The sequence below is a fragment of the Ensifer sp. genome (genome assembly GCF_031989085.1).
Lineage (GTDB): Bacteria > Pseudomonadota > Alphaproteobacteria > Rhizobiales > Rhizobiaceae > Ensifer.
On sequence record NZ_DALZXU010000002.1, the window covers coordinates 653,960 to 674,499 of the forward strand.

Here is a 20,540-nt window from a genome sequence, read left to right on the forward strand (position 1 = left end):
GGCAGGGCGACAACTGTCGCCCCGCTTGGAGCCTCAGAGGACCTCGAGGACCGGGTTGTCGAGCACCTTGCCTGTCAGCACGTCAGCAATGCCGCGATCGGTCTGGTGCGGGCCGACGTTGCAGGCGAGCGTCGCGCCGAAACACGCCTTGAAGACGAGATAGGGCGGCTGCCAATCGACGATCCGCCCGACAGCGTCGCGCAGACGCGCGAAACCGGCCGACACCTCGGCGAGCGGCGCATCCGAGACGAGGCCGCAAAGCGGCAACGGCAGGATTGCATCGATCTTGCCTGAGGATGCCACCGCCATGCCGCCGCCGGCGGCGATGACGGCATTTGCCGCCACCATCATGTCGTGGGCGTTACCACCGAAGACCGTGAGGTTGTGGCTGTCATGGGAAACGGTCGTTGCAAACGCGCCGCGCCATTCGCCCCAGCCGGTGAGCAGGCCGACGCGCGGCTTGCTGTCGGCGCGGCCGTGGCGATGGGCGACGGCAATCAGGGTTGCGCCCACAGGCGGAACGACGAAGCCGTTTTCGACGTCAGCCACGGCCACGCCCCATTGGGTAAAGCGCGGGCGATCGATCGTGGCGATACGGACCTTCGAGCCCGACGAGGCGATGGCGAAGTCCGTCTCGCACAGCGGCGCGATCTTCATCGTGTCGGCGAGTGCCCGAACATCGGCCTGCGGCGGAGCGTCGATCATTCGCCCGCCCGAAGCGACAAGCCGGCCGCCGGCAATGACCGAACGGGCGCGCAAATCCTGAAGATCCTCGAAGATCGCAATATCTGCTCGCCGTCCCGGAGCAACCAGACCGAGGTCGCTACGGCCCAGGCGCTGAGCGGCGTTCAACGTTGCGGCGCGCAGCGCCCATTCGGGCCTGAGCCCGTAGCGCACCAACCGCCTGACCACGTCGTCGAGACCGCCGGAGCGGTCAAGATCATCGGGGAAGACATCGTCGGTGCAGAGCGTCACTGTCTGCGGAAGGTGGCCGAGCGCGTTCAGCGCCGCGACGAACTCCGGCAGCAGATGATCGTGCGAGCCACGCAGTTCGATCGTCAGACCGGCGCGGAGCTTGGCCACGAGATCGTCGGCGGAAACCAGCTCGTGGTCCGAGCTGACGCCCGCGGTCACGAAGGCCTGCAGGTCGGCTCCGGTGAGGCCGCGCGCATGGCCGTTGACCGGCTTTCCCGCTGTCAGCCCCGCCTGGACGATGGCGTGCATACGTGGATCGCCATCGATCACACCGCGCATGTTCATCATCTCGGCAATGCCGCCGATCTCGGGCCAGGCAAGCATGGTGGCGATGGCACCGCCGTCGAAATCGGCGCCGGCCACTTCCAGACCAGGCGCTGAAGGCACGCTCGAAGGCGCCAGCAGCACGCAGCGCAGCGGCAGGTCCGCGATCGCATCGGCCGCCCACCGCACGCCGGCGATGCCGCTGACATTGCCGAACTCGTGCGGATCCCAGACGATCGTCGTGACGCCGCGCGGCAGCACCGCATCGGCATAGGCCGCGGGCGTCACCATCGAGCTCTCAACATGCATGTGCGTGTCGATCAGCCCCGGCGACAGAAAAGCGCCAGAGGCATCGACCACCGCGACTGCATCGCTGCGGCTCCCCGGCGCATGCACGCTCGCAATCAGCGGGCCGACAATGCCGACGTCGGCCGCGCGCCGTTCGCCGGTGACCATGTCGACCACGGTGCCGCCGATGATCAGCAAATCGAATGCCTCAGCGCCACGCGCGGCAGCAACGGCGCGGGCGCGCAACGTCGCATCCATCAGGTCCATCGGCTCCTGCAGACGGCTCGGCTGGTCGCTCACTTGGCGGCTTCCTTCATCAGGGCGCCAAGGATCTGCGCACGGGCGGTTTCCGCGTGTACGTCCGTCGCGTATTCGGCATTGAAGGCGGCATGGCTCTCGCGGGTTTCGACCACGGTGCGCCCACGGGTGAGCGCACCAGCAAGTTCAGCATCGATGCGCGCCTTGCGGAAGGAAATCGCGCCTGGATTGACGAAGGCAACAGCGGCTGAAGGATCGTAGATCGCCATGCCCGGTCGTCCGCGGCTGGTGCCGATCGAGACATAGCCCGACAGCAGATCGGCGATTAGGGCGGCGTTGACGCCGCCGGCCGCGCGAATGGGTGCGATATCATCGGGATAGGCAAAGACCTTGCGGCAAAGGTCAAGATCGACCATGCGCAGCGGCAGGCCGTGGGCGAGCACGATCGCCAGCGCTTCCGGGTCGGCGAAGGCGTTGAATTCGGCGGATGCCGTGTGGTTGCCGCTGGTGACGCCGCCGCCCATCCAGGTCAGGTCGGTGATCTTTGCGGCCAGATCCGGCCTGGCAAGGCAGAGGGCTGCCAGGTTGGTGAGCGGCCCGAGCGCCAGGATCCGGCGGGGTTCGTCTCCGTCGTCCAGCCAACGGCACAGGGCATCGAACGCGTCACTCGCGGGAAGCGGTGGGGCCGTCGGCAACGACAGGCCGGCGGTCGGCATACCGGTCTCGCCAAGGATCCGCTCGGCGGTCTCAAGCTTGCCGAGAACCGGCAAGGCGCGTCCCTCATGGATGGGAAACATCCAGCCAAAGGCCAGCGCGGCGCTCGCGGCATTGCGCCTCACCTGCTCCATCGGCGTATTGCCGAAGACGAGCGAGACGCCGTCAACCGGCTCATTGGCATGGAGAACGACGAGCACCGCAGCGATGTCGTCGAAACCCATGTCGGTATCTATCCAGATCCCCATTGCCGGTTATCCGAACCGCTCGAGCCGCGCCGCCCTGGCGACCGGCAGGTCGAAGGCAAGCTCGGTGCCCGGCTGGTGCGCGGCAAGGCCCGCATCCTCCTCGGCCTTGATGGCGCCGAGCGGCGTATCGAGCAGATATTCGCGGGTGCTTCCGGAGAAAGAGGCTCCGCGCACAGTGCCTTGGAAAGGACCTGAACCAAGGGTCACCATGCGCGGACGCCACGCAAGCCCTGCCGTGTCAGGCGGCAGGGATTCGGAAAGGGCTATTGGGCCGTTTGCGGCTTTGAGCTTGCCGCCTTCAACCGCAAAGATGTTCTCGAAGCCGACGAAGTCGGCGACGAAGCGGGAAACCGGGCGATTGTAGATGTCTTCCGGCGTGCCGATCTGTTCGATGGCGCCGTTGAGCATCACCACGATCCGGTCAGCGAGCGACAGCGCTTCGCCCTGGTCGTGGGTGACGAAGATCATCGTCACGCCGGTTTCCTTCTGGACGCGCTGCAGTTCGGTGCGCATCTCCAGGCGAAGACGGGCGTCGAGGTTCGACAGCGGCTCGTCGAGCAGCAGCACCTTCGGCTCCATCACCATCGAGCGAGCAAGGGCGACGCGCTGCTGCTGGCCGCCGGAAAGCTCGGCCGGTTTGCGGGTCGCGAATTTCGACAGGCCCACGGATTTCAAGCCGGCGGTGACGCGCGTCTCGATATCGCTTGCAGGCAGCTTCTTCAGGCGCAGACCGAAGGCGACGTTCTCGAACACCGAGAGATGCGGAAACAGTGCATAGGACTGAAACACCAGGCCGACCGAGCGCTTGTTGGCCGATACGCGGGTGATATCCGTGCCGTCGAGGCTGATGCGCCCAGAGGCCGGCGTCAGCAGGCCCGCGATCGAGCGCATCGTCGTCGTCTTGCCGCAGCCGGACGGGCCGAGGAACGCCACCAGTTCGCCCTTGCGGATCGATAGGTCGAGATCCTTCACCGCGACGGTATCGCCATAGGCGAGCGTGAGTTTTTCGAGGCTGAGGAAGGGTGCATCAGACATAGCGGGAAAATCCTAGGAAGCGTTCGGCAAGGAAAACGATGCCGATGGACATGAAGGCGAGCAGCGCAGACAGAGCCGCGACCGACGGGTCATAGGTGATCTCCATGTAGGAGAGCATGTCGATCGGCAGCGTGCGCACGCCGGGGCCCGACAGGAACAGCGACACCGGCACCTGGTTGAAGCTCGTCACGAAGCCGAGAATGAAGGCGGCAAGAATGCCGCTGCGGATGTTCGGCATCACCACCCGGAAGAAGGCGCCGGCACGCGATGAGCCGAGCAGCACGGCCGCCTCCTCGATATCCGAGCGCAGGTTGTTGAGGCTGGCCGAGACGACGCGCACGGCGTAGGGCAGCACCAGCGCCGTATGCGCCAGGAACAGCGCCAGCGTGATGTTAAAGCCGAACGGCACGACAATGTAGCGCAATAGCGCCAGGCCGACGATGATGCCGGGCACGATGATCGGCAGCGACACGATCGTGCGGATGGTCTCGCCGAAGGGCAGCTTGTAGCGCGACAGCGCGTAGGACGCGGGAATGCCGAGCACCAGCGCCATGGCGGTGCCGCCAATGGCAAGGAACATAGATACGGCGAAGCTCTCGCGGAAGCTCTCGACGGTGAAGACCTTCACCACCCATTTCAGCGAGAACCCCTGGGGCGGGAAGGCGAGCGTCTCGCCGCCCGACAGCGACGCCGCGACGATGATAAAGAACGGCCCGATCAGGAAGGCGACAACCAGAAACAGGACGAGAGGCGAAAAGATACGAGGGGTCATCGCTTGTTCCTCGCGGTGGCGAGCCGTTTCAGAAGGAGATTGGCAGCAAAGCTCATGACGATCAGGATGAAGGCAATGACGCTGGCCGAGACGAAATCATTGGCGACAGTGACGCGCTGATAGAGCAACGTCTCGAGCATCAGCACCTTGGAGCCGCCGAGGATGGCCGGCGTGATATAGGCCGTCAGAGAGCCGGTGAAGACCAGCGTTCCACCGATGACCAGACCTTCCTTGGTCAACGGCAGGATGACCTTCCAGAACACCTGGAACCAGTTGGCACCGAGCACGCGCGCCGCAGGGATCGCGTCCTTCGGCATGTTCTCGAGCGCGCTGATCAGGGACAGGATCATCAGCGGCAGGAACAGCTGCAACAGGCCGATGAACACGGCCGTCTCGGTGAAGAGAAAGCGGATCGGTTCGTCTGAAAGGCCAATGAGCTGCAGCGCCTGGTTGACGATGCCGGTGCGGCCGAGAATGACGATCCAGGCATAGGTCCGCGCGACCGACGAGATCATCAGTGGCAGCACCACGAGGCCGATCATCTGCCCCTTGCTGCGCGGCGACAGGTTGACGATCGCAAAGGCGGCTGCATAACCGATCACGGCGGAGACCGCCGTCACCATCAGGCCGAGCCGGAACGTGCGCAGGAATACCGTGCGGTTCAAGGGATCGGTGAAGAAATCGACATAGGCCGTAATCGACCAGCTGTCGGCGCTGCGGAAGCCTTCGGCAAGCAGAATGACGACGGGCGCCAGAAAGACGATCGCCGCAAACACCGCCGCCGGCAATGCGAGCGCCAATGCCTCGGCGCGGTTCTGAAACATCCCTCGTCTTCCTTTCGTGACGTTCATTCATTGCGGGCTCGGCTCAATTCGCCGCACGCCCGCAGAGCGCCCCCACCCTTGGGATGGGGGCTTTTCTCAGTGGTATTACTGGCCGACCTGGGCGTTCCACTCGGAAAGCCAGGCTTCGCGGTTGTCGAGGGCGACGTCGGACGGAATGAGCTTGAGGCTCTTCACGGTCTCTTCGCCATAGGTGAGGTTTTCAGCGATTTCCGGCGCGACCTTCACCTCCTTGTTGGAGGGGCTGTCGACCAGCTTTTCGGCGAGCGCCGTCTGGATTTCGGTCGAGAGCCAGAAGTCCATGAATTCGAGCGCCAGGTCCTGGTTCTTGCCGCCCTTGGTCAGGACCATGACGTTCATGCCGCCGGTCTGGCCTTCCTTGGGCGTTGCCCACTTGATCGGCAGGCCGAGCTTGGTGAAGCCTTCCCAGGAGAAGCGGCCGATGGGAGCGGCCCAGATTTCTTCCTGCTGCATCAACTGAACGAGCTGCGACGACTTGACGTAGAAGGTGACGATCTCGTCCTTCTTCGCGCCGACGGCGGCGATGGCTTCCTTCAGATCCGGCGTATTCTTGCCGATTGCCTCACCGACCATGTAGAGCGCCGGCGGGCCCTGGTTGGTGGTGACGTTCGGGAAGGCGACATGGCTGGCGTTCTTCTCGTCGAGCAGGTCTGCCCAGGAGTTCACTTCCATCTTGTCGGAACGATAGACGATCGACGTTGCGTAGAAGGTGTAGCCGACGCTCATGCCGTCGCCGTTCGGGTCCTTGGCGATGTCGTAGAGCTTGTTGAAGTTCGTAAGCTTGCTGTTGTCGATCTTCTCGATCAGGCCGGCGCGCGAGGCAGAAAGCGCATCAGCCATGGCGACGACGGCCATGTCGACGACGGGATTGGCCTTGTTGGCTTCCATCTTCGCCAGGCGCTCGACGCTGTTGCCAGTCTCGACCACGAGCTTGCAGCCGCACTTGGCTTCAAAAGGCGTGTAGACCAGTTCCTTGAAAGCGTCCTGGGCGAAACCGTAGACGGAAATGGTCAGGGTCTTTTCCTGGGCGGAAGCGACATTGGCGCCGACGAGCAAAAGCGCGCTGGAGGCGAGCAGGAACTTTTTCATGGCTGGTGTTCTCCTTCTGGGGTCGTGATTTTGGCTGGGGCCTTGGTATGGACTGGGGTCACGGTTCTGGCGTTGGCCATCGGCGGCGCAGGCTGAAACTGGGCTTCGGGCGGAGCGGCGCACGATTGCCGCACGACCAGTTGCATCGGCACTTCGGCGTTGTCGGCGGTCACCGGCGCGCCGATGCCGGCATCGGCCGGGTCGCGCTCGCCGATCGCCTTGACCAGCGCCTCGACGGCGATCGCTGCGATGCGCGTCATGTCCATGCGCGCCGTGGTCAGCGCCGGCGTCACCACTGGCGACCAGATGAGATCGTCGAAACCGGTGACGCTCGCCTTCTCCGGGACGTTGATGCCGGCGCGTTGCAGCTCGGTGAGCGCCCGCAGCGCATGAAGATCGGAGACGCAGGCAAAGGCGGTGAAGCCTTCCGCCACCTTTTCGGCGAGGCCGAGCGGGCAGCCCTTGCCCTCGACGCGCTCGAGCGGTTCGATCCACAGGATCTCGACGAAGGCGCCGTCACCAAAGGCCGAGCGGATGCCGCCGATGCGGTCGTTCTGAACGTTGGAGGCGGGATTGTTGCCGATGACGAGAACGCGCCGATGCCCAAGCGCCTTCAGATGCTCGGCGATCTGCCGGCCACCGCCCCAGTGGTCGGCCGCAACGGTATTGCCGGGCGTCGAAGGCGTGTCGATCACGGCGACGGGACAGCCGACATCCGCGATGCGCGTTCCGCGCCGGGGCACGATCACCATGCCGTCGACATCGCGGTCGATCAGCCGTTCGATCGCCTTGGTCTGGGTGGTGACGTCGCCGCGGGAGTCGGCGATGAGAACGCCATAGCCGGCCGACGACGCGGCGAGCTCGATCGCCTGTGCGATCTGCGGGAAGAGCGGATTGGCAATATCGGGAAGAACGAGGCCGATGACGGCGGTGCGGCCGGTGCGAAGCGCCCTGCCCGCAAGGCTCGGGACATAACCGAGTTCGGCCGCCGTCGCCCGGATCTTTTCGGCGAGCTCCGCCGAGACCCGCCCCTTACCGGAGAGCGCGTTGGAAACCGTCGCCGCAGAGACGCCCAGTGTTCTGGCAATCCTCGTCAGTTTTGGTCCGGAACGCGCCAAGGCCGTGGTTTCCGCTATCGGTGATTAAACGATTAATCATGCGATATATCAGAATCTCGTCACTGTCGAATCCTTTTGCCGGCTCAGGATGATTTTTGCGGCACGGAAGCGCAGCACCTGTGGAAATGCCCGGCGTTTGCCGATCGCTCGCTACCACTAGGCGTCAACTCTCAGCCCCGAAACCCAGGCTTGAACAAGCGCTTTACAGCAGGATCGGCAGAAGGCACTGCGCCTGCCCTTATTCGCTCGATCGGCGGCTGCCGGATGGTGGCGGCAGGTAGACAAACGGGCCCTATCGGCCGCCCCCTCAGAGAGCGCCGTCGGAGGTCATCGCCATCACGTCGACGAAGGCACCGCTCTTATCGAACCGGCAACGGAAAGCCTTGATGCCTTCGCTGCCCTTGTCGACCGTGCCGTCGATCCAGACGCTGCCGTCAGGCTGTTGCGCCGGCGCACCTGTTTTCACATAGGTCGGCTTCGTCGCGTATTGCCCCGCCACTTCGCCCCGACAATAGGCCGGCCTGTTGCCGGCGGTCACCGGCGCACCGCTCCCGACGAGGGCGGTCGCCGTCGGCAATTGTGTTTGCGCAGGCACGGGCGCGGACGTGCCCGAGGATTCGCAGCCGTAAAGCCCGAAGGCCAAAACGATGGAGACGACGGCTAAACCTGTATGCCTCATGTCTTCCCTCCAATGTTCAAGTGAAAGCCTATGACTGAGCGATGCAGCGATATGCCTGAAACCGGCCACGCGGGTTTGGCTCGCCGCAACAGGGCTGGACGCCCACGTTTTGGCCGATGGGCGCACACAAACTCCCACAGATCCTGCAGGATGTCGCCAACATTCGTATTGCCGTGAGCGGCCCGCGGCCGGCGACGAAGATGCGCGAGAGCCGGAACGACGTCTTCCTTTCCCCCGCGACGCGGACTAAGGCTAGGCAAACACGACCGGGCAACAGCATGACCTTTCAGCGACGACGTCGGATCATCACGCGCCAGCGCACCGGGACCGCGCTTCTCGTTGTGGCGCTCATTTCATTTCTGGCGGGAATGACCGACGCGATCGGCCTTCTGACGGTTGGCGACTTTGTCTCCTTCATGAGCGGCAACACGACACGCGCTGCAACCGCGCTGGCCGATGGCAGCATTCTGCGCGCACTCGTTCTGCTGGGCTCGCTCGCAGTCTTCGTCATCGGCAATGCCATGGGCACGATCGTCGCAAGCCGGTTTCGCGCCGTCGGCGTTTTGTGCAGCGTCGCTGTCATTCTCACCGTGGCCGCAGCAGGTGGCGACCACTTGCCGAACGTGCCGCGCTTTTATCTCATCGTCCTGGCCATGGGTGTCGTCAACGCTTCGGTCGAGCACATCGAGGGCCTGCCGATAGGGCTCACCTATGTCACCGGTGCCTTGTCGCGCTTCGGGCGCGGGCTTGGACGATGGATCATCGGCACGGGAAATAGTCAATGGACGATGCAGATCGTCCCCTGGGTCGGAATGCTCGCCGGAGCCGTCGTCGGTGCCCTCCTGGAATACCGTTTCGGACAGGCTTCGCTCTGGGCGCCGGCGATCCTGGCCGGGCTGTTGTGCATTCTGGTTCAGATGATTCCCGGGCGCTGGTCGCGACGCTATGCGCAGCGTTGAGCGGAACGCCCTTCGCTTGGCGACGCCGGCGGCGGGTGCAATTTTCAATGTTGACCGACAAAACGAACCAAAATTCCCACTAAATTACTAGGGAATTTGTATGATGCACCGCAACCGCCCGATGTGTACATTCGGATGGCAAACGCGACATCGCGTGACGAGTATTTATGCAGGAGTTAGGGAAATGACTGGCAACACGATCGATTTCGGTACGCTTTCAGGACAGGGCAGGAAAGGCCGCCGCTCCGTTTTCGCCGCGGCTACCCTGGCCATGGCGTTGTCGACGAGCACGGCAGCGCTTGCGCAGGACGCAAAATTCGATCCGGATGCCTCCATCGTCATCGGCTCGCTTTATGAGCCGCAGAACCTCGACAACACCGCCGGCGCCGGCCAGGGCATCAACGAAGCCTTCAACGGCAACGTCTACGAGGCGCTGTTCACCCTGACCGACGCCGGCGACGTTGCGCCCGGCCTCGCCGCCGAGCAGACGATCAGCGAAGACGGCCTCACCTATACGTTCAAGCTCAAGCCGAACGTGACCTTCCACTCCGGCGATCCGCTGACGGCGCAGGATGTGAAATACAGCATCGAGCGCGTTGTCGCGCCCGATTCCAAAAGCTCGCGCAAGAAGAGCCTGGCGACGATCAGCGAGATCCAGACGCCCGACGATCAGACTGTGGTGGTCAAGCTCTCCGCCCGCTCCATCTCGCTGCCCTATAACCTCAGCTACGTCTGGATCGTCAACGATGCGGCAAAAGATCTGAACGCCAAGGAAGACGGTACCGGCCCCTACCGCCTGGACGAATGGCGTCGCGGCTCCTCGCTGGCGCTGACCCGCAACGACAAGTACTGGGGCACGGCACCGACCAATGGCGAAGTCGTGTTCCAGTACTTCACCGATGCCACGGCGCTCAACAATGCGCTGCTGACCGGAGCGGTCGACGTCATAACCAGCGTCCAGAGCCCGGATTCGATCGCCCAGTTCAAGGACAACGCGGATTTCACCGTCACCGCGGGCCAGTCGACCACCAAGGAACTGCTGGCATTCAACGACCGTGTAGAGCCCTTCAACAACGTCAAGGTTCGCAAGGCGATTGCCCGCGCCATCGACGACAAGAAGCTCCTGCAGTCCATTTGGGGCGAATACGGCACGCTGATCGGCTCGTTCGTGCCGCCGACAGACCCCTGGTATGTCGACCTGACCGCAGTCGACGCCTATGACGTCGAAAGCGCCAAGGCGCTTCTGAAGGAAGCCGGTCTTGCCGACGGCTTCTCGTTCAAGCTCGACACGCCGAACTACGATCCGCACCCGATCGTTGCCCAGTTCCTGCAGAGCGAGCTTGCAAAGGTTGGCATCAAGGTCGAGATCAACATCATCACCGCCAACGAGTGGTACACCAAGGTCTACAAGGCGCACGACTTCCAGGCGACCCTGCAGGAACACGTCAATCACCGCGATATCGTGTTCTACGGCAACCCGGACTTCTACTGGGGGTACAACAACCCCGCGGTCGTAGACCTCATCAAGGCTTCGGAAGCCGCATCCAACACCGACGAACAGACGGCGAAGCTGACGGAGGCCAACCGCATCATCGCCGAGGACGCCGCCAGCAACTGGCTCTACCTCTATCCGCAGATCGTCGTCTCGAGCTCGGCCGTCACAGGCTATCCCGTCAATGGTCTGAACTCGCAGTTCTTCGCTTACAACATCAAGAAGAGCGCCAACTGATCGCCGGTTTCGCCGGCGCGCCATCATAGCGGCCGATCGAGGGGCCCCCGAGCATATCGGGGGCCCCATCGCTTTCGGGAGGCTGCCCGTCATGACAATGACCACGCAATGGTCATTGCCACCAAAACGAATGACAGACTTGCTCGCCACGAACGCAGCCGCCTTCCAAACACGCTGCAGATCCCACTGAAATCTGTGAGGATATAAGGGATTATGCAGTAGCCTCCCTGTCGATTTTGTGCAAAAGCCAGCGCTCCGGCTCCAGGTGTCGCACCCGTCGGACGAAAGGAAGCCAGCCATTCTCGCCTATATTCTGCGCCGTTTTGCCATCCTGATCCTGTCGTTGCTGATCGCGGCGGTGGTGCTGTTCGTCTTGTTGCGCTTGCTCCCGGGCGACCCGGCGAATGCGCTTCTTTCCGTAGGTGCCGACCAGCAGCAGATCGAGGCCGCGCGCGAGCAGGTCGGGTCGAACCTGCCGCTTCATGAGCAGTTCCTGCGTTTCGTCGGAAGCCTTGCCCGTTTCGATCTCGGAACATCCTTCGTCAGCGGCAAACCCGTCATCGAGGAGATCGCCACGCGCCTGACCGTGACCGTGCCGTTGGCGCTTTTGGGTTTTGTGCTCGCCGTCATCATCGCGGTTCCGCTCGGCATTCTCTCGGCGGTCAAGGCCCACCGCTGGTACGGCGCAGCCATTTCGACGGTTTCCCAGCTCGGCATCGCCATTCCGGTCTTCTGGGTGGGGATCCTGCTCGTCACCGTCTTTGCGGTCAATCTCCGGCTCTTTCCGTCGGGCGGCTACCCCCGTCGCGGCTGGCAAAACGAAGGCCAGGTGCGCTATGCGCTGGCGCTGCCGGTGCTGACGATCGGCCTGGTGATGGCCGCTTCGCTGATCCGCTACATCCGCTCGGCGACACAGGACGTTCTCGGCAGCGATTACCTGCGCACCGCCCGCGCGCTCGGCGCGAGCTTCCCGGAGGCGCTGATCCGCCATGGCATCCGCAACGGCGCCGTGCCGATCGTCTCGATCCTCGGCATCGAGTTGGCGACGACCTTGCTGGGTGCCGTCGTGGTCGAACGGGTGTTTGCACTGCCTGGCCTAGGCTCGATGCTGCTGCTCGCGATCGAGCAGCGCGACTACCCGAACGTCCAGGGCGTGTTGTTCATCTCGACCCTACTGGTGCTTTTAATCGGCTTTGCCGCCGACCTCGCCCAGCGCGTCATAGATCCCCGCCTGCGCGAACGCGCGACAGGAGCCGCCACATGAGCGCGCAGGACCTTTCGGCCGACCGGCCGGCCCGCAAACACTCGCTGGCTCTGTCCATCGGCCTTGCCTTGGTCGGCCTCAATGTCGCGGTCGCCCTTCTCACCCTGTTCTGGACGCCCTACGATCCGCTCAATGCGTCGGGCGGTCGCCTCGAAGCGCCGTCGTTGCTGCACTGGGTCGGCACGGATCGGCTCGGCCGCGACTACCTGACGCAAATCATGATCGGCGCACGCACCGCCCTGATCGTGGGCACCGGTGCTGTCGCAATCGGCGCCACCATCGGCGTGACGCTCGGCATCCTCGCGGCCTTCGCCACGCGCCTGCTCGATGACGTGATGGCCGCCACCCTCGATATCCTCATCGCCTTTCCGACGCTGCTGCTGGCGATGCTGGTGGTTGCCGCCAGCGACAGCGCCAGCCTGTGGTCCGCGATCCTGGCGCTTGGGCTCGCGATCTCGGCAATCGTCGCCCGCCTCACCCGCATCCTGGCAAAACGCGTGCTGCGCCAGGACTACATCGTCGCCTCACGCACCTCAGGCACCTCCTGGCCGGGCGTCGTCCTGCGTCACGTGCTGCCCAACATCTGGCCGACGCTTTCGGTCAACTTCGCGCTGCAATTCGGCCTCGCCGTGATCGCGGAAGCGTCGCTCTCCTATCTCGGCCTCGGCGCGCCACCGCCAAACGCATCCTGGGGCCGGCTGCTTCAGGAAGCGCAGGGCACGGTCTACACAGCACCCGTCGGCGCGATTGCACCCGGCATCGCGCTTGTCGCATTGGTCATCGGCATGAACCTTCTTGCCGATGGGCTGCGGGATGTCGGCGATCCCACACGCGGGAGATCACGATGAGCGCCTTGCTTTCCGTTCAGGGCCTGACCGTGCGCGCTGGCAACAAGACGCTGGTTTCGGACCTGTCGTTTTCCATAGGCGCCGGCGAACGCATGGGCCTGATCGGCGAATCCGGCTCGGGAAAGTCCATGACTGCCATGGCCGTCACCGGGCTGTTGCCGGCAAACATTTCCGTCAGCGGGTCGATCGTGCTCGATGGCCAGGAGGTGGTCGGCGCGGATGAAAAGCACCTGAACCGGCTGCGTGGCGTCGCAACCGCCGTCGTCTTCCAGGAGCCGCTGACGGCGCTCGATCCCCTGATGAAGATCGGCAAGCAGATTGCCGAACCGGTCCGCCGCAGGTTGGCGCGAGACGGACAGCGACCATCACGGGCGGCGATCGACCGCGAGGTGCTTGATCTCCTCGACAAGGTCGCCCTGCCGCAACCGGAACGCATTGCCAACGCCTACCCGCACGAAGTCTCGGGCGGCCAGCGCCAGCGCGTCGCGATTGCCATGGCGCTTGCGTGCCGGCCAAAGCTCTTGATCGCTGACGAACCGACGACCGCCCTCGACGTCACGACGCAGGCCGAAATCCTCAGGCTGCTCGACGGACTGGTGCGCGAAACGGGAATGGCGCTGCTCTTCATCAACCATGACCTGCCGGTTGTCGCGCAAGTGGTCGAGCGCGTCATGGTGTTGCGCGACGGCGTCGCGCTTGAGGAAGGTGCGGTTGTCGACGTGTTCGCCAGTCCCTCGCACGAATATACCCGGGCCCTCGTCGATGCCGCACGCATGTTCGATGAAGCGCTGGGGGGAACGGGATCATGATGCTGGACCTGCAGAATGTGAACTTCGGTTATTCCCGTCACCGCAAGGTTTTGTCCGACGTGTCGTTCAGCGTGCGCACTGGGGCGAGCGTCGGCCTCGTCGGCGAGTCCGGGTCTGGCAAGACGACGCTGCTGCGGCTGCTGCTGGGGCTCGAGCGCCCCACAAGCGGCACGATCCGGTTCGGTGACGACGCGCTCGACCCCGGCGACAGCGCCTTCATGCGGCGCTATCGCCGCGCGGTGCAGCCGGTTTTCCAGGACCCCTACTCCTCGCTCGATCCGCGCCAGAAGGTGCTCGACATCATTGCCGAGCCGTTGCAATCCCTGCGTATCGCCGGGCCGCGCAAGGACGCTGTCGCCCAGGCACTGGAGGCCGTCGGACTGCCCCTCGACGCCATGCAGCGCTATCCGCACGAGTTCTCCGGCGGCCAGCGCCAGCGCATCGCGATCGCACGTGCCATCGTTGCGCGCCCGCAGATCATCCTTGCCGATGAAGCCGTCAGCGCGCTTGATCTGTCGACCCGCATCCGGATCGTCGAGCTGTTCAAGACCCTGTCGGCATCGCTGACGCTCGTGTTCGTGTCGCACGACCTCGGCGTCGTCGCTGCACTCTGCGAGGAGATGGTCATCCTCGAAAAGGGACAGGTGGTGGAGAGCGGCAAGACCCACGATATTCTCGCCAGCCCGAAGCATCCCTACACGCAGCGGCTGCTTGCCAGCATTCCGCGCATGCCGGATTGAGCGCTGCGCGGGCGAAAGCGTCGGCCGGACCGAATCCGCCGCGCCGCTCACCGCGTCAATCAACGCATGGCCTTGATCTAGAACAACCCCTCTTCGAGCCCCGTCGCCCATAGTGCCGCCGGCCGCAGATTCCCTGCCGCCAACAGCCCTATCGGCAATGTCTAAACTCTTCTGGGGGTCCGGAATCATGTCTACTCGCTCCATCCTGCCAACTGCCGCCGCATTTTTCCTGCTGGCGGCCTCGGTCACTGCGGCACGCGCCGCGGACCTGTCCGCACCGAGCGAACCCGCCCCGGAATTGCCGGCGATCAGCGAGCAGAGCCCGTGGATGATCCGCGCCCGCGCTCTTGCCGTCTTGCCTGAGGACAGGGCCTCGCTGCAGCTGAATGGCAGCGCACTCGACGGCGAGAAGGTCGGCGTCAGCAATTCGGTGGTGCCCGAGCTCGACATCACCTACTTCTTCACCGACAACATTGCCGCCGAGCTGATCCTCGGCACGACGCCGCACACGGCCAGAGGCAGCGGCTCGATCGCGGGGCTCGGTGAGATCGGCAAGGCATGGCTGCTGCCGCCGACATTGACGCTGCAGTACCACGTCAATCTGACCGACACGATCAAGCCCTATGTCGGCGCCGGCGTGAACTACACCATGTTCTACAACGAGAAGGCCAAGGGCGATTTCTCCAGCTTCGACCTGAAAAATACGTTCGGCGTCGCCCTGCAGGCGGGCGTCGACATCAAGCTCGACGATCACTGGGGCATCAACTTCGACGTCAAGAAGCTGTTCCTGGAAACGGACGTCAGCGCGACCCTGCCGGGCGCAGGTGCCGTGACCGGCAAGGTGAAGCTCGACCCCTGGCTGATCGGTACGGGCATCAGCTACCGCTTCTGACATTGGCATCAGCGGTATGGCGTCTGATCGACGCCCGACAACCCTCGCCGCCAGGCGGCGAGGGCGAAGCAAAGGCACGAACTCGCTTCAGGCGTGATGTGCCGTGACGGCCTTCACCAGACCGCTCGTCAGTTCGCGGCTGGTCGCGTGCGAGATGTCGCCGAGCGACAGCATGCCGACCATGCGCTTTTCGTCATCGATGACGGGCAGCCGCCTGACCTTGCGGGTCTCCATCAGGCGCACGGCATCCTCGATTGTCTCGCTGGTGCGGCAATAGACGATGTCCCTGGTCATGACGTCGCGGGCGGTCAGCGTCGCCGCATCGTGGCCGTTTGCCCAGGCGCGCACCGCAATGTCGCGATCCGTCACCATGCCGATGAGGCGATCGTCCTCGCCGACCGGCAGGGCGCCGATGTCTTCGTCGCGCATGATCCGCGCGACGGTCCGTAAATCCGTTTCAGGCGCAATCCAGCGGGCGCCGGGGTGCATCGCTTCCCAAGTCTTCATCGGATCCTCCCTCGGTTTGAAAGGAGGCATCATAACCACAGATCGTGGCCAATCGTTGGTGGCACCTGCGCGGCAGCGCAAACGATTTCGTCCGCGCAAGTTCACCGACGCGACTGCCGAACGTGCAGCCTTCTAGCGGCCGGTGGTTTTGGAAACAAAGAGCAGATCGAAGCCGCGGAACTCGCGCCGCGCGATGGACTTCTTGAGCGCGGTCCAGATCGCCTGCGGATTGTCGAGACGGAAGCCGCGGAAGCTGCGCACGAGCCCGCAGGTGGCCGCGACAGTACGAAAGGCCCTGACGATGGCCGGCCCGCTCAGCGAAGCAAACAGGATCTGCGGATGCACGGCAAGCAGAACGCCGGTCGTCCGTTTGCGGTCGATGTCGCGAAACTGAGCGAGCGACCGGTATTCGTAGCCTTCGATATCGATCTTGAAACACAGCCTGTCGGTGCGCGCCATCGATTGCAGTTCGGCGATAGTGATGGTTTTCGCCTTGATCGCCTGCCCGGTATCGTCGGCGATCAGCGCCGAGGTCTCCGAACTGCCGAAACCGCCGCCGACAGAATTCAACACCAGAACATCGTCTTCGGACAATGCCGCATTGATCAGCGCGACGTCGCCTTCATTCTGCGGCTCCATTTCCTTGAGGATGCCGAAGCAGACCGGATCGGGCTCGACGGTGATGACGTTGTCGGCGATCTGGGCTGCCCAATAGGGTGTGACGCCGATCCAGCCGCCGATATCGACAAAGGTCGTTTCGGCATCGACGAGGCGCTCGATATTTTGAAAGGTGCACGGCTCCCATTCGCCGCTCTGGAGGCGCGCAAAAAAGCGCTTCTTCTCAGGCTTGTCGGGGAAATGAACGGTCTTGCAGAAATAGGTGATCGCACGCATGGCGCTTCTCTAGCCCATATCCCGGCCAAGCGGAATCGTTTTTGCGGAGGTCTTCCATGCGCAAGGGACATGCCATCGGCGCATGACCCTGACGCGACCTCACGCTTCCATGCGTTCGTTTCGGCTACGCGCTTCGGTCAATTCGGCCGTCGTCTGGCTGAGGCGGTCGGCAAGGACCCGCATGATTTCAACGGCCATCTCGGGGAAGTCGGCCAGCAGCTTGAGGAAATCGTCCTTGCGGATCCTCAGCGCTTCGAGCGGGGTCGTCGTGCGCACGGTCGCCGTGCGCGGCGTGTTACAGAGAATGGCGATTTCGCCGACGATCGAGTTCTGCTCGACTTCGGCGAGTTTCAGCGGTCCGCCGGCAGTGGTGACCAGAACGTCGGCCTTGCCCGACAGGATGACATAGGCGGCGTCGCCGATATCGCCCTGGTAGAAAAGCGCTTCTCCGGAACTGTACATGACCCGATCGGACGTGAAGGCGAGGAGTTTCAATTTTGCAGGCGGCAATCCTGAAAACAGGGTTATCCGGCGCAGCATTTCCACTTCATCCTTGAGCAACATCACAATCCGTTTCTCCCAGTATTCGGTCGGGGGCAACCTGTGTCCCGCTTGGCTGCGGGACCTTATGCTCGTGCCCTGACATTAATATTACATCAAGATGCCATTTCCTTATAGTCGGGTCCTTCGTTAGCCCCCACTTCCGTAGTCTCGTCGCGAAGCAGGCGGCCATTCTCGAAGACGGCCACCCGATCGAACAACTCCATGACAGCCGGATTGGCCACCACCCAGACGATTGCCGGATTGCGCCCATCCTGCCGCAGAAGCGCAAAGACGTTGCGGATCACCTGTTCCTGCACCCGCTGGTCAAGCGCGAGCAGAGGCTGATTGAAGATATAGAAATCGCAGATACGGATCAGCGCCCGCGCCAGATCCAGCTTCTGTCTCTGCCCGGCGGTCAGGCGCTTGCCGCCGGCGCCGACGTTGAAATCGAAGCCGAAGGCGAGCACTTCATTATAGAGACCGACGGCCTCGAACAGGTCGCGCACGATCGCGCGGATCTTCTCCGATCCGTCCGCATGCTTGTGGCCGATGCGGCCGAAGAGGACGTTGTCGATGATGCTGCCGGAGGCGATGTAGCGGTTGGGGCGATAGTGCTCGATCATGCCGGCGAGATCCGCGGGCAGGCCCTCGTCGAATTCGCGACGTCCCGCAACGATCTTTGCCATCAGTTCGTCCGTCAGGAGACCGAAACGGTGGCGCGGCTCGATATAGCCGAAGCACAGGCGGATGATCTTGACCTGGTCATCCTCGGCGACGTCGGCGCGCGGGCGGCCCCTCACCTTCTGCAACAGCGCTTCGTAAACGGGGATCTCCTCGGCCGTCATGAAGGTCAACTGCTGGAAGAACGGGTGATCCGGCGGCAAGTCGCGGAACAGTTCGACGACGTTCTCCGCGATCTCCAGGCCCATCTCGTAGAAGACGTCGCGCAGGCCGACACGCTGCAGCACGGTCTTGAAGAACGGATGCCCTTCGAGCGCGTCATCCCACATCGCCTGATCGGTGATCGTGCCGAAGAGCAGGTTTTCCCCGATCGTTGCTTCGATGTTGTACGAACCAGGCTCGAAGAACACCACGAGGTCGCTCAACTTTTCCGTCTCGAGACGCTCGCGCAACGCACTGCGCATTTCGACGATCCCGGCGGCAAAGGCTGCATTGCGGTTCGGATCGATGGTCGAGCGCACGGCGAGCGCAAGCACGTCGTTGGTCAAGAGGACAGCGTCGAGAACGGGCCGGATCTTGATGAGCAGATCGTCCGGCCCGGTTGCGCCTGCGGCCTGATAATCGATCCAGTCGCTGTTGACGTCGAAGTGCGGGTTGCCGGCCAGCTTGGCTTCGACCAGTTCCCACTTGCGGTGGGCAGCGCGCTCGCCCTCATATTGGACATCGGTCAGGGGTGCATGCTTCAATCCATAAAGCAGGTTGTCGCCAAGGCTGCCCTGAAACACGTAGACATCGGAAGACGCATAGGAAATCCGGCGGCCAGTGACCGATTCCGGCAGGTCGAGAATGTCCTGGCCTCCGATGACGACACGACCACCCGCCGGCCAGATCAGCCGTGCAAAGGCTTCGGCCAGCACTTCACCGCCGCCCTTGAGTGCAACCGCCTCACCCGGCTGGACCTGCAGCGAGACGTGATCGAGCAGCGTCACACCGCCGTCGTCGGTCACGGTCAGGTTGATGGCGGCCAACGGTCCGACCAGCGGCTCGGGGCTTGCCGTTGCAATTGCGTGAACCTTGGGATCGATCAGTGGATCGACACTGAACTGTTCGACCACCTGCGCATATTTGACCTGCACGTCCTGGCGCGCCTGATCCCAGTCGATAAGCTCCTTCAGCGGCCCGGGCAGATCCTTGTAGGCGCCGATGACCGCGACGAGCTGGCCAATGTCGAGCCGGCCCTGGAGCGCGAAATAGCCGCCGATCGAGTAGAACAGGAACGGCGTCACCTGGGCGAGGAAGTTGTTGATGAACTTGACCAGGAACTTCCACTGATAGAGGTCGTAGCGGATCTTGAAGATCCGTGCGAGCCGTGAAGCAATGTCCGCACGCTCGAAATTGGACGTGTCGTAGCCGCGGATCGTGCCGATGCCGTCGACGATTTCACTCACCCGCCCCGACAGTTCACGCGCCGTCAGCTGGCGCTCGCGCCCAAGCACGAGCAGCCGCTTACGCATGCGCGGAATGATGACCGCCTGCACGGCAACGATGACCGTGGCAATCAGCCCGAGCCAGAAGCTTTGCAGCAGGATGAAGATCAGCGCCGTCAGCGCCTGTCCGCCGAGCAGCGCCGGCGACACGAAGGCATCGCCGGTGAAGCCGCCGAGCGGCTCCACCTCATCCTTGATCATCGTCGAGATTTCGGCGGGCTTCACCCGCTTGAAATGCGTCGGCGGAAATCGCAGGACGCGGTCGACGAGCTCAAAGCGGATGCGCCGCAACAGGCGCTCGCCAAGCCTGCCCTTGAAGGTATTGATGTAGAACTTGAAGAGACCGTTGATGACGACGAGCAGCAGAAAGACGAGGCTCAGCGCCAGAAGCATGCCTTCGCGACCGAGCTGGAAGCCGTCGAAGAGATTGATCGTGCCGACGTAAGGCAGGTCGAAGGACAACGCCAGGAACGCCTGGGTCGCTTCCGGACTGTCGAAGCCGTCGCCCTGGATCGGTCCGTTGACAATCTGCTTGGGCAGATCGAACGACAGGAAATACGGGATCATCGACAGCGCGACGATCACGAGGATCCAGAGCTGGTCCTTGCGCGTATGATTCCAAATGTAGCGGGAGAGGCGTGATTCCATGTTTCTGGCAACGGGACCTTATTGAACACTACGACGTATGCGGCGCGAGCTGCCACCATTCCCGGCTGCGACATGCCTGTTATGTCATGCACTTCGACGATGCCGCCACAGGCGTTCTGTCGCGACGGTGCTTCGGCAAGACCTGAGCCGGATCCGCGAATCCGGTCTATTAGATTATGCAGGAGCACGAGAAATCCGCAATGGACACAGACCGTCAGCGTTGAGATCAGCATCCA

Annotated in this window: 19 protein-coding genes; 7 read left to right on the forward strand and 12 right to left on the reverse strand. The window is 63.3% G+C overall.

The annotated features are described in order from the left end of the window. Positions 1–33 precede the first annotated feature (33 nt). The 8 genes from RTP54_RS15890 to RTP54_RS15925 all read right to left on the reverse strand — a co-directional run bounded on the left by RTP54_RS15890 (position 34) and on the right by RTP54_RS15925 (position 8,303). Positions 34–1,794 (reverse strand): adenine deaminase, encoded by a 1,761-nt coding sequence (locus RTP54_RS15890; protein WP_312364432.1) that lies wholly within the window; start codon positions 1,792–1,794, stop codon positions 34–36. Positions 1,795–1,823: 29 nt separating this feature from the next. Then, positions 1,824–2,747: a nucleoside hydrolase gene (locus tag RTP54_RS15895; RefSeq protein ID WP_312364048.1), complete on the reverse strand. Its 924-nt coding sequence runs from the start codon at positions 2,745–2,747 to the stop codon at positions 1,824–1,826. Between the two features lie 6 nt (positions 2,748–2,753). After that, positions 2,754–3,782 (reverse strand): ABC transporter ATP-binding protein, encoded by a 1,029-nt coding sequence (locus RTP54_RS15900; protein ID WP_112809624.1) that lies wholly within the window; start codon positions 3,780–3,782, stop codon positions 2,754–2,756. Beyond that, a complete protein-coding gene (locus RTP54_RS15905) occupies positions 3,775–4,554 on the reverse strand; it encodes an ABC transporter permease (RefSeq protein ID WP_112809625.1) in 780 nt (259 codons plus the stop codon). The genes RTP54_RS15900 and RTP54_RS15905 overlap by 8 nt, the downstream gene beginning before the upstream one ends. After that, complete coding sequence (locus tag RTP54_RS15910; RefSeq protein ID WP_112809626.1) at positions 4,551–5,378, reverse strand: ABC transporter permease; 828 nt, start codon at positions 5,376–5,378, stop codon at positions 4,551–4,553. The genes RTP54_RS15905 and RTP54_RS15910 overlap by 4 nt, the downstream gene beginning before the upstream one ends. A 105-nt stretch (positions 5,379–5,483) precedes the next feature. After that, the gene (locus tag RTP54_RS15915) at positions 5,484–6,506 is read right to left on the reverse strand and encodes an ABC transporter substrate-binding protein (protein WP_112809627.1); all 1,023 of its coding nucleotides are present in this window, start codon (positions 6,504–6,506) and stop codon (positions 5,484–5,486) included. Then, entirely contained in the window at positions 6,503–7,624 is a 1,122-nt protein-coding gene (locus RTP54_RS15920; RefSeq protein WP_112815282.1) for a LacI family DNA-binding transcriptional regulator, read from the reverse strand. The genes RTP54_RS15915 and RTP54_RS15920 overlap by 4 nt, the downstream gene beginning before the upstream one ends. 307 nt (positions 7,625–7,931) lie before the next feature. After that, the gene (locus RTP54_RS15925) at positions 7,932–8,303 is read right to left on the reverse strand and encodes a hypothetical protein (protein WP_312364055.1); all 372 of its coding nucleotides are present in this window, start codon (positions 8,301–8,303) and stop codon (positions 7,932–7,934) included. A gap of 278 nt (positions 8,304–8,581) precedes the next feature. Between RTP54_RS15925 and RTP54_RS15930 the strand changes: the two genes are divergently transcribed. The 7 genes from RTP54_RS15930 (at position 8,582) to RTP54_RS15960 (ending at position 15,544) form a co-directional block, all read left to right on the forward strand. Then, complete coding sequence (locus RTP54_RS15930) at positions 8,582–9,262, forward strand: YoaK family protein (protein WP_312364057.1); 681 nt, start codon at positions 8,582–8,584, stop codon at positions 9,260–9,262. Between the two features lie 271 nt (positions 9,263–9,533). Further along, positions 9,534–10,991: an ABC transporter substrate-binding protein gene (locus RTP54_RS15935; protein ID WP_312364433.1), complete on the forward strand. Its 1,458-nt coding sequence runs from the start codon at positions 9,534–9,536 to the stop codon at positions 10,989–10,991. A gap of 310 nt (positions 10,992–11,301) precedes the next feature. Further along, entirely contained in the window at positions 11,302–12,255 is a 954-nt protein-coding gene (locus RTP54_RS15940) for an ABC transporter permease (protein ID WP_312364434.1), read from the forward strand. Continuing rightward, positions 12,252–13,103: an ABC transporter permease gene (locus RTP54_RS15945; RefSeq protein WP_112815286.1), complete on the forward strand. Its 852-nt coding sequence runs from the start codon at positions 12,252–12,254 to the stop codon at positions 13,101–13,103. The genes RTP54_RS15940 and RTP54_RS15945 overlap by 4 nt, the downstream gene beginning before the upstream one ends. Next, a complete protein-coding gene (locus RTP54_RS15950; RefSeq protein ID WP_312364060.1) occupies positions 13,100–13,912 on the forward strand; it encodes an ABC transporter ATP-binding protein in 813 nt (270 codons plus the stop codon). The genes RTP54_RS15945 and RTP54_RS15950 overlap by 4 nt, the downstream gene beginning before the upstream one ends. Then, on the forward strand, positions 13,906–14,652 hold the full coding sequence (locus RTP54_RS15955) for an ATP-binding cassette domain-containing protein (protein WP_312364436.1): 747 nt from the start codon (positions 13,906–13,908) through the stop codon (positions 14,650–14,652). The genes RTP54_RS15950 and RTP54_RS15955 overlap by 7 nt, the downstream gene beginning before the upstream one ends. 187 nt (positions 14,653–14,839) lie before the next feature. Next, entirely contained in the window at positions 14,840–15,544 is a 705-nt protein-coding gene (locus tag RTP54_RS15960) for an OmpW family protein (protein WP_312364062.1), read from the forward strand. An 87-nt stretch (positions 15,545–15,631) separates the two neighbouring features. Here the strand turns inward: RTP54_RS15960 and RTP54_RS15965 are convergent, their stop codons facing one another. The 4 genes from RTP54_RS15965 to RTP54_RS15980 all read right to left on the reverse strand — a co-directional run bounded on the left by RTP54_RS15965 (position 15,632) and on the right by RTP54_RS15980 (position 20,304). Beyond that, positions 15,632–16,051, reverse strand: coding sequence for a CBS domain-containing protein (locus RTP54_RS15965; RefSeq protein WP_112809636.1), 420 nt, complete (start codon positions 16,049–16,051; stop codon positions 15,632–15,634). Between the two features lie 132 nt (positions 16,052–16,183). After that, complete coding sequence (locus RTP54_RS15970; RefSeq protein ID WP_312364065.1) at positions 16,184–16,945, reverse strand: FkbM family methyltransferase; 762 nt, start codon at positions 16,943–16,945, stop codon at positions 16,184–16,186. 99 nt (positions 16,946–17,044) lie between these two features. Next, positions 17,045–17,509, reverse strand: coding sequence for a cyclic nucleotide-binding domain-containing protein (locus tag RTP54_RS15975; protein WP_112809638.1), 465 nt, complete (start codon positions 17,507–17,509; stop codon positions 17,045–17,047). A gap of 92 nt (positions 17,510–17,601) precedes the next feature. After that, a complete protein-coding gene (locus tag RTP54_RS15980; protein ID WP_112809639.1) occupies positions 17,602–20,304 on the reverse strand; it encodes an ABC transporter ATP-binding protein in 2,703 nt (900 codons plus the stop codon). Between the last annotated feature and the right edge of the window lie 236 nt (positions 20,305–20,540).